Source organism: Azohydromonas lata (assembly GCF_034427735.1).
Taxonomy (GTDB): Bacteria; Pseudomonadota; Gammaproteobacteria; order Burkholderiales; family Burkholderiaceae_C; genus Azohydromonas; species Azohydromonas lata.
On record NZ_JAXOJX010000082.1, the window covers coordinates 14,368 to 27,957 of the forward strand.

A 13,590-nucleotide genomic window follows, 5' to 3' on the forward strand; every position below is an offset into this window, starting at 1 on the left:
CGCGGCCCGCCCTGCTGGGCCGCGCGCCGCGCGACAACCGCTTTGCATGGGGCCGGTGATCGTTCACCGGCCCTTTTTCCTTTCAGGACCGCTGCCGTGACTCAAGCCCTCCACCCCCGCCTGGCGCTGTTCGAAGACGGCGAGCTGGCGCCCTCGCTGCCCGTGTGCGACCACTACGCTGGCGTCGAGCCGCGCATGACCAAGAGCCTGCAGCTGCAGGCCGAGATGGGGCCGGTGTTCGACATCACGCTGGACTGCGAGGACGGCGCCCCGGTGGGCGGCGAGATCGAGCACGCGCAGCACATTGCCGAGCTGGTCAATTCGCCGCTCAACCGCTTCGGCCGCGTGGGCGCGCGGGTGCCGGAAGTCGGCCACGAAAAATTCGAGGCCGTGGCCGAGCTGCTGGTGTCGCAGTGCGGTGCGCGGCTGGCCTACCTGATGATCCCCAAGCCCCGCGGCCTGGACGAGCTGCAGCGGGCCATCGATTTCATAGACGCCGCGGCCGGCCGCGCGGGCCTGGCGCGCCGCATTCCGTTGCACGCGCTGGTAGAGACGCACGGCGCGCTGCGCGAGGCGTTTGCGCTGGCGGCGCACCCGCGCATCGAGTCGCTCTCCTTCGGCCTCATGGACTTCGTGTCCGCGCACCGCGGCGCCATTCCCGCCTCGGCCATGGGCGTGCAGGGCCAGTTCGAGCACCCGCTGGTGGTGCGCGCCAAGCTGGAGATCGCCGCGGCCTGCCACGCGCATGCCAAGGTGCCTTCGCACTGCGTGGTGACGGAGTTCAAGCACACGCGGGCGCTGGAGGAGGCGGCCACGCGTGCCGGGCGCGAGTTCGGCTACACGCGCATGTGGAGCATCCACCCGGCGCAGATCCGGCCCATCGTGGACGCCTTCACGCCCACCGCCGCCGAGGTGGACCGCGCCATCGAGATCATCTCCGCCGCGCAGGCCGCGCATTGGGCGCCCATACGCCACCAGCACGGCGGCCACGACCAGTTGCACGACCGTGCCAGCTACCGCTACTTCTGGCATGTGCTGGAGCGCGCGCACCGCACCTCCTGGAGCGACGGCGCGCAACTGCCCGCCGAGATCCAGCAGGCCTGGTTCAGCCCAACCTGAAGCTCTGCCCGTGGCGGGCACGGCGCAGCATTCGGCTTGCCCGTGCGAATTTGTCGCGGGCCCGCAACCGTGCTCTGCCGCCGGCTTCGCGGCGGCGTGACAATGGCGGCCCTCGCGCGTGCAAGGTGCTGCGCACTGGAGTTTTCATGACCGTTTCCCTCCGACTGGCGGCACTGGCCGCCGCTGCCGCCTTCGGCCTGATGAGCGCCACCGCCGCCATGGCCACCGAAGGCTCCAAGGCCAAGGCCGAGAAGGCCGCGGCCGCCAAGACTGCAAAGGCCGCCAAGGCGGCCCCCAAGGCCGAAGCCCCGCTGGCCGAGGCCGACGAGGCCCAACTGGCCGCCTCCCAGCGCGCCTACCGCGGCGTCTATGCCTGCGAGTTCAACCAGACGCTGGACATCGCCGTGAACCCCAAGCACGCCGGCTACCTGGACGTGAAGTGGAAGAAGGACGTCTACACCATGAAGCCCGTGCTCTCCTCCACCGGCGCGCTGCGCCTGGAGGACGTCAAGGGCCAGACGCTGATGGTGCAGATCGCCAACAAGTCCATGCTCATGGACACCCGCGTGGGCCAGCGCCTGGTGGACGACTGCCAGAGCGCCGAGCAGCGCGAGGCCGTGGCCGCGGCCAAGCTGGCGCCGCCGGTCGCCGGCGGCCTGGGCATAGACCCCAACAAGCCCGTGGTGGCTGAAGCCACCAAGTAAGGCGCGCCGCAGGGCTATTGCGCCGCTTGCGCGGCGCGCCCTTTGCGGCCGCCCGTTCGCCCCTTGCGGGCGGACTGCCTGACGCAACGCAAGGCCGGCGCAAGCCGGCTTTTTCACACTTGGCCGGCCCCGGAAGACCCCAGGCGTGTCCCGGGTGTGCTTGCTGCGCCGCACCATGGCGGCAGACTCGCGCGGGGCCGGCACGCCACAGCGACACGCTGGGGCACTGTCCCAAGTCTTATATAAGACATAAAATGTCAGAGTCGGCTTGCGCTCGAACGCGGGCCGCTTCCTAAAACGGTTTCCACGGAGCACGGAGCCCCTGATGCTGCAAGCCTATCGCCAACATGTCGCCGAACGCGCCGCGCTCGGCATCCCGCCGCTGCCGCTGTCGGCCAAGCAGACCGCCGAGCTGATCGAGCTGATCAAGAACCCGCCGGCCGGCGAGGAAGCCTTCCTGCTGGAGCTGCTGACGCACCGCGTGCCTCCGGGCGTTGACGATGCGGCCAAGGTCAAGGCCTCCTTCCTGGCCGCCGTGGCCGCCGGCGACCTGGCCGTGGCGCTGATGCCGCGCGCCCAAGCCACCGAGCTGCTGGGCACCATGGTGGGCGGCTACAACGTCAAGCCGCTGATCGACCTGCTGGACGACGCCGAAGTCGCCGGCGTGGCCGCTGCGGGTCTGAAGAAGACCCTGCTGATGTTCGACTACTTCCACGACGTGGCCGAGAAGGCCAAGGCCGGCAACGCCGTGGCCAAGGAAGTGGTGCAGAGCTGGGCCGATGCCGAGTGGTTCACCAGCCGTCCCGAAGTGGCGCAGAAGATCACCGTGACGGTGTTCAAGGTGCCCGGCGAGACCAACACCGACGACCTGTCGCCCGCCCCGGACGCCTGGAGCCGCCCGGACATCCCGATGCACTACCTGGCCATGCTCAAGAACGCCCGCCCCGGCGCGGCGTTCCAGCCGGAGGAAGACGGCAAGCGCGGTCCGATGCAGTTCATCGACGACCTGAAGAAGAAGGGCAACCTCGTGGCCTACGTGGGCGACGTGGTGGGCACGGGCTCCTCGCGCAAGTCGGCCACCAACAGCGTGATCTGGGCCACCGGCCAGGACATCCCCTTCGTGCCCAACAAGCGCTTCGGCGGCGTGACGCTGGGCGGCAAGATCGCCCCCATCTTCTTCAACACGCAGGAAGACTCCGGCTCGCTGCCCATCGAAGTGGACGTGAGCCAGCTGGAGATGGGTGACGTCATCGACGTGCTGCCCTACGAGGGCAAGCTGGTCAAGAACGGCGAAGTCGTCGCCAGCTTCGCGCTCAAGAGCGACGTGCTGCTGGACGAAGTGCGCGCCGGCGGCCGCATCAACCTGATCATCGGCCGCTCGCTGACCGCCAAGGCCCGCGAGTTCCTGGGCCTGGAAGCCTCCACCGCCTTCCGCCTGCCCAAGCCCCCCGTCGACTCCGGCAAGGGTTTCACGCTGGCGCAGAAGATGGTCGGCCGCGCCTGCGGCCTGCCCGAAGGCCAGGGCATCCGCCCGGGCACGTACTGCGAGCCCAAGATGACCACGGTCGGTTCGCAAGACACGACCGGTCCGATGACCCGCGACGAGCTCAAGGACCTGGCCTGCCTGGGCTTCTCGGCCGACCTGGTGATGCAGTCCTTCTGCCACACCGCCGCCTATCCGAAGCCGGTGGACGTGAAGATGCACCGCGAGCTGCCGCAGTTCATCAGCAGCCGCGGCGGCGTGGCGCTGCGCCCGGGCGACGGCGTGATCCACTCGTGGCTCAACCGCCTGCTGCTGCCCGACACCGTGGGCACGGGCGGCGACTCGCACACCCGCTTCCCCATCGGCATCAGCTTCCCCGCCGGGTCGGGCCTGGTGGCCTTCGGTGCCGCCACGGGCGTGATGCCGCTGGACATGCCGGAATCGGTGCTGGTGCGCTTCAAGGGCGACATGCAGCCCGGCATCACGCTGCGTGACCTGGTGCATGCCATTCCGCTGTACGCCATCAAGGCCGGTCTGCTGACCGTCGAGAAGGCCGGCAAGAAGAACGTGTTCTCCGGCCGCGTGCTGGAGATCGAAGGCCTGCCCAACCTGAAGGTCGAGCAAGCGTTCGAGCTGTCCGACGCCGCCGCCGAGCGCTCGGCCGCCGCCTGCTCCGTGCAGCTCAACACCGAGCCGGTGGCCGAGTACCTGCGGTCGAACATCGTTCTGATGAAGAACATGATCGCCAACGGCTACGCCGACGCCCGCACGCTGCAGCGCCGCATCGAAGCCGTGGAAGCCTGGCTGGCCAAGCCGGAGCTGCTCAAGGCCGACGCCGACGCCGAGTACGCCGCCGTGATCGAGATCGATCTGGCCGACATCAAGGAGCCGATCGTGTGCTGCCCGAACGACCCGGACGACGCCAAGTTCGTCTCGGAAGTGTCCGGCACCAAGATCGACGAGGTGTTCATCGGCTCATGCATGACCAACATCGGCCACTTCCGTGCCGCGGGCAAGCTGCTCGAAGGCAAGAAGGACATCCCGGTGCGCCTGTGGGTGGCCCCGCCGACCAAGATGGACGCCGCCGAGCTGACCAAGGAAGGCTATTACGCCACCCTGGGCGGCGCGGGTGCCCGCATGGAAATGCCGGGCTGCTCGCTGTGCATGGGCAACCAGGCGCAGATCAAAGAAGGCTCCACCGCGATGTCCACCTCGACCCGCAACTTCCCCAACCGCCTGGGCAAGAACACCAACGTGTTCCTGGGCTCGGCCGAGCTGGCCGCGGTGTGCTCCAAACTGGGCCGCATCCCGACCGTGGAGGAGTACATGGCCGAGATCGGCGTGGTGACCAAGAACGCCGCGCAGATCTACAAGTACATGAACTTCGACCAGATCGAGGAGTACGCGGAAGTCGCCAAGGGCGTGACGGCCTGAGCCAGGCCCCCGTGCGCGGCTGAACGCCGCGGCTGAACCGCAGTACCCAGGCCCGCGCAAGCGGGCCTTTTCTTTTGCCCGCTCGTTTTTCCACCGGATTCGCCCGCAGCAGCATAAGCCGCGAGAGGGATTTTCTCCACGCCCGGCATTTATCAAGAAAACCGAATATTTCGTGACCGATGCACTTGCACCAAAAAACCCGGACAAATAAACAATAAATCCAGACAAAACTCGCATCAAATATTTACACTTCGGCCATGCAAATACAAAATACCAAGCACAAACAGGCGTCTACCCGCCGCAGCGGACTATCTATCTCAACAATTAACGACAGGGAGAAAATAAATGGAAAACACCAAGCACCATTTCCAAGCGCTTAAAACCCTCGCCTGTGCGGCCGCCACTGCCGCGCTGGCCTTGTTTGCGGTTGCCGCCCAGGCCGCGCCGGTGAACCTGGCCTTGGCCTCCAACGGCAGCGAGGCGACACAAAGCTCCACTTACAACACCCGCCATGACGGCATGGTCCCCAATGCCGGGCAAGCCATAGACGGCAACACGGACGGCGATTGGTACGGAGTATCCACCATCACCCATACGCAACTGGAATCTCAACCCTGGTGGCAGGTCAGCCTGGGCGCAGGTGCCGCCCTCATCAAGGAAATTGACATCTGGAACCGCACCGACTGCTGCAGCAACCGTCTCAACGATTTCAACGTGACGGTTTTGCGCGGCGGCAACGTGGTTTGGCAGTCGCTGAACAATTCCTGGCTTTCCGCTTTGCCGGAAGCGATTTTCGATATTCCGTCCGTCATTGGCGACACGGTGCGTATTTCGCTCAACCGCACGGACTACCTCTCCCTGGCTGAAGTCCAGGTGTGGGGCACCACGGCGTCCGCCGTGCCGGAGCCCGGCTCCCTGGCCCTGGTGGGCCTGGGCTTGGGCGCCGTGGGCCTCTCGCGCCGCCGCGGCAACCGGCCAGCGTGACGGCGCGCTGGCAAGGCCGTTGGGCGGCGGGATGCGCGGCTGGCCGCCGGCTCACACGCCACGCCGCCGCAGTCGCAGCGCCACCCCGCCCTTGGGCCGCAGCGTCACGTTGAGCACGGGCTCCGGCTCAGACGCCCCTGCCGGCAGCGCCAGGTCATACCGGCGCAGCAGCATGGCCGCGACGATGGTCATCTCCAGCATCGCGAAGTGCTGCCCCAGGCACACGCGCGGGCCCACGCCGAAGGGGATGTAGGCCCCGCGCGGCACCTCCGGCGCGCCGGGCAGGAAGCGCTCGGGGCGGAACTCGTTGGGCTGCGGCCACCAGCGCCGGTCGCGCTGCAGCACCCAGGGCGTGACGTAGAGCAGCGTGCCGGGTGGAATGGTCCAGCCCCCCACCGTGATCTCGCGCAACGTGCGCCGCGTCATCAGCGCGGCGATGGGCGGGTACAGCCGCATGGCCTCCTTGAGCGTCGCCGTGACGTAGGGCAGCGCCATCGCGTCCTGCGCACCCGGGTCGCGGCCGGCCAGCACGGCGTCCACCTCCTCGCGCGCCTTGGCCGCTGCGGCCGGATGCACCGCCAGCAGCCGGCTCCACCACAGCAGCGCCGTGGCCGCGGTCTCGTGCCCGGCCTGGAAGCTCACCATGCACTGGTCGAACAGCTCCTGGCCGCTCAGGCTTTCGCCCGTTTCCTCGTCGCGCAGGGCCAGCAGCCGGGCGAGCAGGTCGTCGCCCTCGTCCTCCCGGCCGCCCTGGACACGGCGGCGCTGGATGTGCCCGTGCACCAAGCCCCGCAGCGTGCGCAGCGCCTGGCGCTTGGCCGCCTTGGCGGGCAGCGGCAGCCAGTCCGGCAGCGTCACGGGAAAGAACATCTCGCGCATGGCCGTCTCGCCCATCACGCGCGTGGCGTGGATGGCGGCCTCGGCCTCGCCTTCGAGCTGCCGGCCGAACAGGGTGCGCAGGATCACGTCCATGGCCACGCGCGAGAAGAGCGCGTCCATGCCCACCTCGCCTTCGGCCACGCCCGCGGGCAGCGCGCGCTCCAGCGCGGTGGCGGCGGCCTCGCGCATCAGCCCCGCGTAGCCGGCCACGCGCTTGGGCGTGAAGGCCGGCATGAGCATGCGGCGCTGGCGCTGCCACAGCGGGCCCTCTGTGGTGAGCACGCTGCTGCCGAAGGCCTGGGCAAACACCTCCACGCCGCGCTCCCAGCGCACCAGGGCGTCGGCATGGTCCACCAGCGCCTCGCGCACCATGTCCGGCGAAAACAGGTCGTAGGCGCGCTCCTGGAACAGGCGCATGTTGCAGACGTCGCCGTAGAGTCGGTGCCGCTGCTCGGCGAAGCCCAGGTAGTCGCGCTTCATGTCGGCCAGCAACGACAGGCCCAGCCAGCGCCCGCGCGGGCCGGGCGGGCGGCTGCCGCTTGGGCGCGAAGGCCAAGGCTGGCGGGTCGCGGAATCGAAACTTCCCTGGGCGGCGTCCGCTGCGCCGCGCGTCATCGTGGTGTTCATGGGCCGCATGGTGGCCGCGGCGTCAGCTTCGCGTCTTGAACGAAAGCGACACTGCCGGCGACTCCAAACCGCGCCCGCGGCCGCTCCTTAAGCTGTCCTGCCATGCCCGGCAATCTCTCGCCCCACACCATCAGCCGCCTGTGGCTGCCGCGCCCAGCGCTGGCCTCGTGCGTGCGCGCCGTGATGGCGCGCGACACGCGCGGCGCACGGCTCGACGACGCCCAGCGCTTCGACCACATGCCCACGTCGCCCCTGTGCGGCCTGTTCTGGCAGCTCGAAGGCAGCACCGAGCTGCTGCCCCGCGGCTCGCCGGCCTCCACCGCCGTGCCGCGCGAGCCCATGCCGGGCCGCGTGGTGTTCGGCGGCCCCGTCACCGTGCCCATGCTGTACTGGCACCCCGGCCCCACCTACGGCCTGATGCTGGCCCTCACCGCCGACGCCGTGCACCGCCTCACGGGCCTGGAAGTGGCCGAGTGGGTGGACCGCCGTGCCGATGCCCATGCCTGCCTGCCGGCGGACTGGCGGCCGCTGCTGGACGCCGTGCTGCACGCCCCGGACGACGAGGCCCGCGTGGCCTGCATAGAAGACTTCCTGGAGCCGCGCTGGCAGGCCGTGCGCCCCGCCCTGCCGCTGCACGCGCACCGCTACCTGGATTGGGCACAGTCCCTGGCCACGCACGCGGCGCTCTCCGGCCCCGGCAAGAGCCTGCGCCAGATGGAGCGGCGGGTGAAGCGCTGGGCCGGGCTGCCCATGCGCGCGCTGCTGGGCATGGGGCGGGCGGAAAGGGCCTTCTTCGAGGGCATGGCCAATGCCGCCCAGCGTGGCGCGCCCAATTGGGCCGAGCTGGCCGACGCCACCGGCTACGCCGACCAGTCCCACCTCTGCCGCGAGGTGCGCCGCGTCACCGGCTTCAGCCCCGAGGAGCTGTACCGGCGCATCCAGGAGGACGAAAGCTTCTGGAGCTACCGGCTGTGGCAGTAGCGCGTGCGGGGCGCGCAGGGCCGGTGCTTCAGCGCCCCTGCTCCTGCGCGCGGCTGGTGGGCGGGAAGTGGTCCAGCCAGCCGCCCACGTCGCGCCTGTAGGCCGGGTCGTTGACGTCGGGCCAGGCGTTCTCGTCGAAGCCGCGCTTCATGTCCAACTGCTCGCGCGGCACGTTGAGCACGAGGTCGGCGTCCTTGTCCCGGCCCGCGGGCAGGCTCAGCGCGGACAGGGGCAGCGCCAGCAGCTTGTCGTCCGGGCTCCACTTCTTGTCGAAGTCCAGCACCACGTAGTGCACGCGCTGCTGGGCCATGTTGACCACCACGTCCTCCACCTCGCCGGCGTCCTTGCCCTGGCGATCGTTGACGTCCTTGTCCAGCAGCTTGCTCATGCGCATGAGGCGGTGCGCGGTCGCGGCCTGCGCCGGCGCCTGGGCACCGCCGTGGTAGCGGTCCACGTCGCGCCAATAGGCGGTGGCGTCCAGCCCGGGCCAGTGGGCCTTGTCGAAGCCGGGCGAGCTGCGCAGGCGGTCCTTGTCCACGTTGAGCGTCAAGTCGTCGCTGTCGGCCGCGGCGCGAAAGGCGTTGACCGGGTAGGCGAACAGCTTGTCGCCCAACCCGGCCACGCCACCGAAGGACAGCACCGCGTACTGCAGGCGGCCGGTGTTCATGTCCACGATGAGGTCGTCGATGCGGCCCAGCTTCTCGCCGCCGGTGCCCAGCACCTCACGGCCGATGATCTTGCTGGCCCGCGCGTCACGCGCGAGCGGGCTGCCGGCGGCCGGCGCCTGCGCGGTGGCGTGAGGGGCAGCAGGCTGCGCGGCCGGGTCCGCGGCAAATGAAGGCAGCGCCGCCAGCGCACCGGCCAGGGACAGCAGCAGCGCGGCGCCGCGGGGGCGAAGAGTCGATTTCATGGTGTTCTCCCGTGCAGTGGATGCGGCGGGCCGGCCTGGCTTGCAAGGCCTTCTGCAATGGTGCCCGCCACCCAGGGCACCGGGCAAAACCTGGGCCCGCGCGGCAGGTGCCGCATGCGGGCACTGCGCCGGCGTTGCGGGAGCGAAAGTCGAGCCGGCAACGAAAAGGCCGCGGCGGTTGCCGCGGCCCTGGTGCGCCGGCCGCAGCCGGCCGGGATCGGGAAAAAGCGCCTGTCCCGGCGCGCTCAGCGCCCCGTGCCGGAAGAGGTGCCGGAGCCCGTGCTGCCCGGGTTGACCGCGCCCGTGCCGGTGGTGGAGCCGCTGTTGCCGGAAGACGTGCTGCCCGTGTTGGAGTCCCCGATGCCGCGCGTGCTGCCGCTGCCCGTGGGCGTGCCGCTGCCGGTGGAGCGCGAGGAGCCCGTGGACGGAGCCGTCATGCCCGTGCCGCTGGTGCCGCTGCCGGACGACATGCCCGTGGAGCCGCTGCCCGTGGCGCCGGAAGGCATGCCGCTGCCCGTGTTGCCGCTGTTGACGGCGCCCGTGCCGGTGGTGGAGCCGCTGTTGCCGGAGGAGCCGCTGTTGGTGTTGGCGTCGCTGGCCGTGTTGCGGTTGGCGCCGGTGTAGGCACCGCTGCCGGTGTTGCCGGACGTGGCGCCGCCTACCGCGCCGGCCGGCGAGGCGCCGCTGCCGTAACTGCCGGAGGAAGTGCCCGTGCTGCCCGTGCCCGCACCCGTGGTGGAGCCGCTCATGCCGCTGGAGCTGGAGCCTGACCCGCTGCCGTAGCTGCCGGAGGAGGAGCTGCCCGAGGCGCCCATGCCGGAGGAGCCGCTGGAACCGCTGGAGCTGCCGGACATGCCGGTGCTGGAGCCGCTGCCGCTGCCGTAGGAGGACGAAGACCCTGTACCCGCGCCCGTGGTGGTGACGCTGCTGCCCGTGGAGCGCGTGCCTTGGGCGACGACGGGCACGTCCAGCGTGCCGCGCAGCGCCTCGTTGTAGGCGTTGCGCGCCTCGTGCTCGCACAGCGCGCGCGGCTGCGTGGCCTGGCCGCTGCGGCAGTACTGCAGGTCGGAGCGGTACTGGGACTGCGCGGCGCTGCGGTCCACGCGGGTGGCGGCATGGCTGGCCGTGGCCGTGGCGCCCAGGGCCACCAGCACGGCGCCGCCCAGGACGGCGAGCCGGAAGTTGCGTCGCGCGGCGTCGAGGCGGCCCAAGCGGGCGGAGGGACGGTGGTTCATATGCTTCGCTCCTTGAATCGAACAGGTTGCGTGGCGGCCCGAAAGAGGCCGCCCGGCCGGTGACCAGGGATCAGCAAGCGGCATGCGCGGCGCGGGTGCGATGCTTGCCGGCAGCGCCACGTCGCCCGCCCAAAGCGGGCTGTGGAGAAGCGATTCATGGACAACCATCCCTACGCCGTTTGCATCGAAGCCTGCGACGCGTGCGCCGCGGCCTGCGACCACTGCGCCGTTTCCTGCCTGCAGGAGCCGCAGCCCAAACCGATGGCGCGCTGCATCGCGCTGGACGTCGATTGCGCGGCCGTGTGCCGCCTGGCCTCCGGCGCGATGGCGCGCGACAGCGAGCACGCGCAGGCCATCTGCGCGCTGTGCGCCCAACTGTGCGAAGCCTGCGGCACCGAGTGCGGCCGCCACGCCATGGAGCATTGCCAGGAATGCGCCGAAGCCTGCCGCCGCTGCGCCGAGGCCTGCCGGCACGCGGCGCTGCATGGGAGCGTGGGGGCGCCGTGAGGCCCCGCCCGCTACATCGCCATCCCTGCGCCCCTTACGGCGCGATTTCCTCCGCCCAGTCGTACAGCGCGCCCAGGATGTCGTGGCCGCGCTCGTCCGCGGTTTCGCTCAGGGCGTCTATGCGCTCGGCGAAGGCGGCCAGCGTCATCACGCCGCCCTGCCCCTCGTGCAGGCGGCGCGCGCGGTGGCGCTCCCAGCGGGCCTGCTCGGCTTCGTCCAAGGTGCCGGGAAAGTTGCGCGCGCGCCAACGGAATACCAGCTCGTTCAACCGCGCGTCCTCGAACGGCGGCTCGCGCAGCGCCAGCTCGTGCGGCGGCGCGGCGCGCAGCGCGTTGAGCTTTTGCCGGTCACCGTTGCCGACAAAGCCGCCGTAAAGATCCTCGTCCACGTCCACCGGGCCTTCCGCGCGGGGACGCTCGAACACCTCGGCCCACAGCTGCGGCGGCAGCGGCGCGTGCTGCGCAAAGCGCTGCGCGTGCTCCATCTGCTGGGCCATGTCCAGGCCCCAGCGCTGCGCCTGCGCCGGGCTCAGCGTGCGCGGATTGCCTATGACCACGGGCGCCTTGTTGATGTGCACGCTCTTGATGGGCAGCCGCGCCACGCCTTCCGGCAGCTCGTCGGTACGGGTGAACAGGCGCTGGCGGATGGTGGCCGCGTCCAGCTCGAACAGCTCCGCCGGATCGGCCGCCAGGTCCCAGCACAGCAGCTCGTTGCGGTTGCTGGGGTGCGGGCCTATGGGGAACATCAGCGCGATGCAGCCGCGCTCGGGGCCGAACATGCCCGATACGTGCAGGAAGGGGCGGCCCACCCCGATCTCGGCGAGCACCGCGTCCTTGCGCCGCAGCTTCAGGCAGAAGTCCCAGAGCTTGGGCTGCGCCTGCTTCACCAGCCGCGCCAGCGCGATGGTGGCGCGCACGTCCGAGAGCGCATCGTGGGCGGCGTCGTGCAGCAGCCCATTGGCGGCGGCGAGGTCTTCGAGCTTGAAGGACGGGCGCCCGTCCGGATGCTGCGGCCACTGCAGCCCGTCGGGACGCAGCGCGTAGGCGCAGCGGACGACGTCCAACAAATCCCAGCGCCCGCAGCCGTTTTGCCACTCGCGCGCATACGGGTCCATGAGGTTGCGCCAGAAGAGAAAGCGCGTGACCTCGTCGTCGAAGCGGATGCTGTTGTAGCCCAGGCCCACAGTGCCGGGCCGGGCCAGCTCGCGCTCTATGGCGGCGGCGAACTCGTGCTCCGGCACGCCCTGCTCCTGGCAATGCTGCGGCAGGATGCCCGTGAGCAGGCAGCTCTCGGGGTCGGGCAGCATGTCCAGCGGCGGCTGGCAGTACAGCATCAGCGGCTCGGCGATCTCGTTGAGGTCGGCATCGGTGCGCACCCCGGCGAATTGGGACGGACGGTCGCGGCGCGGCACGCGGCCGAAGGTCTCGTAGTCGTGCCAGAAGAAGGTCAGGTCGCTCATCCGCGGGACGATACCCGAGCCGCCTGACGGCCCTCTCGTCGCCGCGGCTCAGAAGCCCGGATCGACGCGAAGGAAGCTCGCGAAGCGCGGCAGCCCACCGCTGCTCCAGCCGCGGTGCCGGTAGCTCACCACGCTGCCCAGCGGCGGCGGGTCGCGGCGCAGGGCGTCGCTGAAGCCGCTGCCGAGCAGGAACTCGCGCCGGTCGCCCTCCAGCATGCGCAGCCGCAGCGCCACCAGCAGGCCGTGCATGCGGCCCTCGGCGCCGAAGTGCCGGCCCACGACCACGCCCTCGGCGTCCTGCCGGGGCTTGAGTTTCAGAAGCACGTCCGAGCGGCCCGTGGCGTAGGGCGCATCGGCGCGGTGCAGCACCAGGCCCTCGCCATCGGCGGCCAGCACCTGGCGCAGCCGGCGCTGCAGCGCGGCGCGGTCCACGAGCCGCTCCTGCGGTACGGCCTGCAGCGTGTCCCAGCCGGTGCGCGCCACCAGCGCGGCCAGGGCCTGGGCGCGCTCCTCGAAGGAGCCGGGTGCGCCGGGCAGCTCGAAGAGCTGATAGCGGATGCCCTCCCAGTCCGCCTCGCGCGCCTCCTGGCGCTTGACGCGGCCGGCCAGCTCGCTGAAGCGTCCGCGCGAGAGCCACAGTTCGCCGTCCAGCGGTTGCGCGGGCAACCGGCGCAGCAAGGCCGCCGGTGCCGGCACCAGGGCGCCACTGCGAAAGCGCAGCCGCTCGCCGTCCCACAGGGCGCGCACGCCGTCGAACTTTTCGCTCACGAGGTAGCCGGCGGGGTCCACGCCGGCCGGGGCGTCGCGCGCCAGCAGCAGCGCCGGGGCGTCGCGGCGTTGGGCGTCGGCGGGCGCGTCGTCCGCGGGCCTGAGGGCCTGCGCCGTGGCAGGCAGTGCGCAAGCCGGGAGCCAGTACAGCAGGCGGCGGCGCGTGATGGGGTCCAGGTGCTGCATGCGGGTCTCCCTGTCGATGGACTTGGTGCGATGCAGCATAGGAGCCGGCGCGGGGGCTGCGCCCTGGATGGAACCCGGGGCACACGCGCACTACTGCCCGCCCAACCCTGCCGCCGACAGCACCGTCCGGGAGCGCGGCCGTGCCGGCATGGTCCAATTCCAGGATGAGTGAAAGACCCAAGATCGGATTGAAGGCTGGCGCCAAGACGCGCGACCCGCGCCGCGCCAACGTGCGGCCCACCGCGCGCAAGGCCGGCCCGCCGCCCACCGCGGCCGAGCGCGCCGCGCGCGACGAACAACGCAGCCACGGCGAT

Annotated in this window: 11 protein-coding genes; 6 read left to right on the forward strand and 5 right to left on the reverse strand. The window is 70.6% G+C overall.

The features are described 5' to 3' along the window. The first annotated feature begins 96 nt into the window (after positions 1–96). The 4 genes from SM757_RS29800 (at position 97) to SM757_RS29815 (ending at position 5,724) form a co-directional block, all read left to right on the forward strand. Positions 97–1,119, forward strand: a complete 1,023-nt coding sequence (locus tag SM757_RS29800; RefSeq protein ID WP_066336764.1) for an HpcH/HpaI aldolase/citrate lyase family protein — start codon at positions 97–99, stop codon at positions 1,117–1,119. 146 nt (positions 1,120–1,265) lie between these two features. Beyond that, positions 1,266–1,823 (forward strand): hypothetical protein, encoded by a 558-nt coding sequence (locus tag SM757_RS29805; protein WP_066336765.1) that lies wholly within the window; start codon positions 1,266–1,268, stop codon positions 1,821–1,823. Positions 1,824–2,148: 325 nt separating this feature from the next. Next, complete coding sequence (gene acnB, locus SM757_RS29810; RefSeq protein ID WP_322468120.1) at positions 2,149–4,740, forward strand: bifunctional aconitate hydratase 2/2-methylisocitrate dehydratase; 2,592 nt, start codon at positions 2,149–2,151, stop codon at positions 4,738–4,740. 345 nt (positions 4,741–5,085) lie between these two features. Further along, positions 5,086–5,724, forward strand: a complete 639-nt coding sequence (locus SM757_RS29815) for a galactose-binding domain-containing protein (protein ID WP_322468121.1) — start codon at positions 5,086–5,088, stop codon at positions 5,722–5,724. A 51-nt stretch (positions 5,725–5,775) separates the two neighbouring features. On the opposite strand, the gene SM757_RS29820 is transcribed toward SM757_RS29815, so the two are convergent. Then, positions 5,776–7,230 carry a cytochrome P450 gene (locus tag SM757_RS29820; protein ID WP_322468122.1) on the reverse strand — a complete coding sequence of 485 codons (1,455 nt, stop codon included), beginning with the start codon at positions 7,228–7,230 and terminating at the stop codon, positions 5,776–5,778. A 102-nt stretch (positions 7,231–7,332) separates the two neighbouring features. Here SM757_RS29820 and SM757_RS29825 point away from each other — a divergent pair, with 102 nt between their 5' ends. Beyond that, the gene (locus tag SM757_RS29825; protein ID WP_322468123.1) at positions 7,333–8,211 is read left to right on the forward strand and encodes a helix-turn-helix domain-containing protein; all 879 of its coding nucleotides are present in this window, start codon (positions 7,333–7,335) and stop codon (positions 8,209–8,211) included. Positions 8,212–8,239: 28 nt separating this feature from the next. On the opposite strand, the gene SM757_RS29830 is transcribed toward SM757_RS29825, so the two are convergent. Together SM757_RS29830 and SM757_RS29835 are read right to left on the reverse strand one after the other, a co-directional pair. Beyond that, the gene (locus SM757_RS29830) at positions 8,240–9,121 is read right to left on the reverse strand and encodes a PRC-barrel domain-containing protein (protein ID WP_322468124.1); all 882 of its coding nucleotides are present in this window, start codon (positions 9,119–9,121) and stop codon (positions 8,240–8,242) included. Positions 9,122–9,366: 245 nt separating this feature from the next. Continuing rightward, complete coding sequence (locus tag SM757_RS29835; protein ID WP_322468125.1) at positions 9,367–10,356, reverse strand: hypothetical protein; 990 nt, start codon at positions 10,354–10,356, stop codon at positions 9,367–9,369. Positions 10,357–10,512: 156 nt separating this feature from the next. On the opposite strand from SM757_RS29835, the gene SM757_RS29840 reads away from it, so the two are divergent. Next, positions 10,513–10,863, forward strand: coding sequence for a four-helix bundle copper-binding protein (locus tag SM757_RS29840; protein WP_066336778.1), 351 nt, complete (start codon positions 10,513–10,515; stop codon positions 10,861–10,863). Between the two features lie 34 nt (positions 10,864–10,897). Here the strand turns inward: SM757_RS29840 and sbcB are convergent, their stop codons facing one another. Both sbcB and SM757_RS29850 read right to left on the reverse strand, forming a co-directional pair. Next, positions 10,898–12,322 carry an exodeoxyribonuclease I gene (sbcB, locus tag SM757_RS29845; RefSeq protein ID WP_322468126.1) on the reverse strand — a complete coding sequence of 475 codons (1,425 nt, stop codon included), beginning with the start codon at positions 12,320–12,322 and terminating at the stop codon, positions 10,898–10,900. A gap of 48 nt (positions 12,323–12,370) precedes the next feature. Next, positions 12,371–13,276: a DNA ligase gene (locus SM757_RS29850; protein WP_322468127.1), complete on the reverse strand. Its 906-nt coding sequence runs from the start codon at positions 13,274–13,276 to the stop codon at positions 12,371–12,373. Positions 13,277–13,590: the final 314 nt, after the last annotated feature.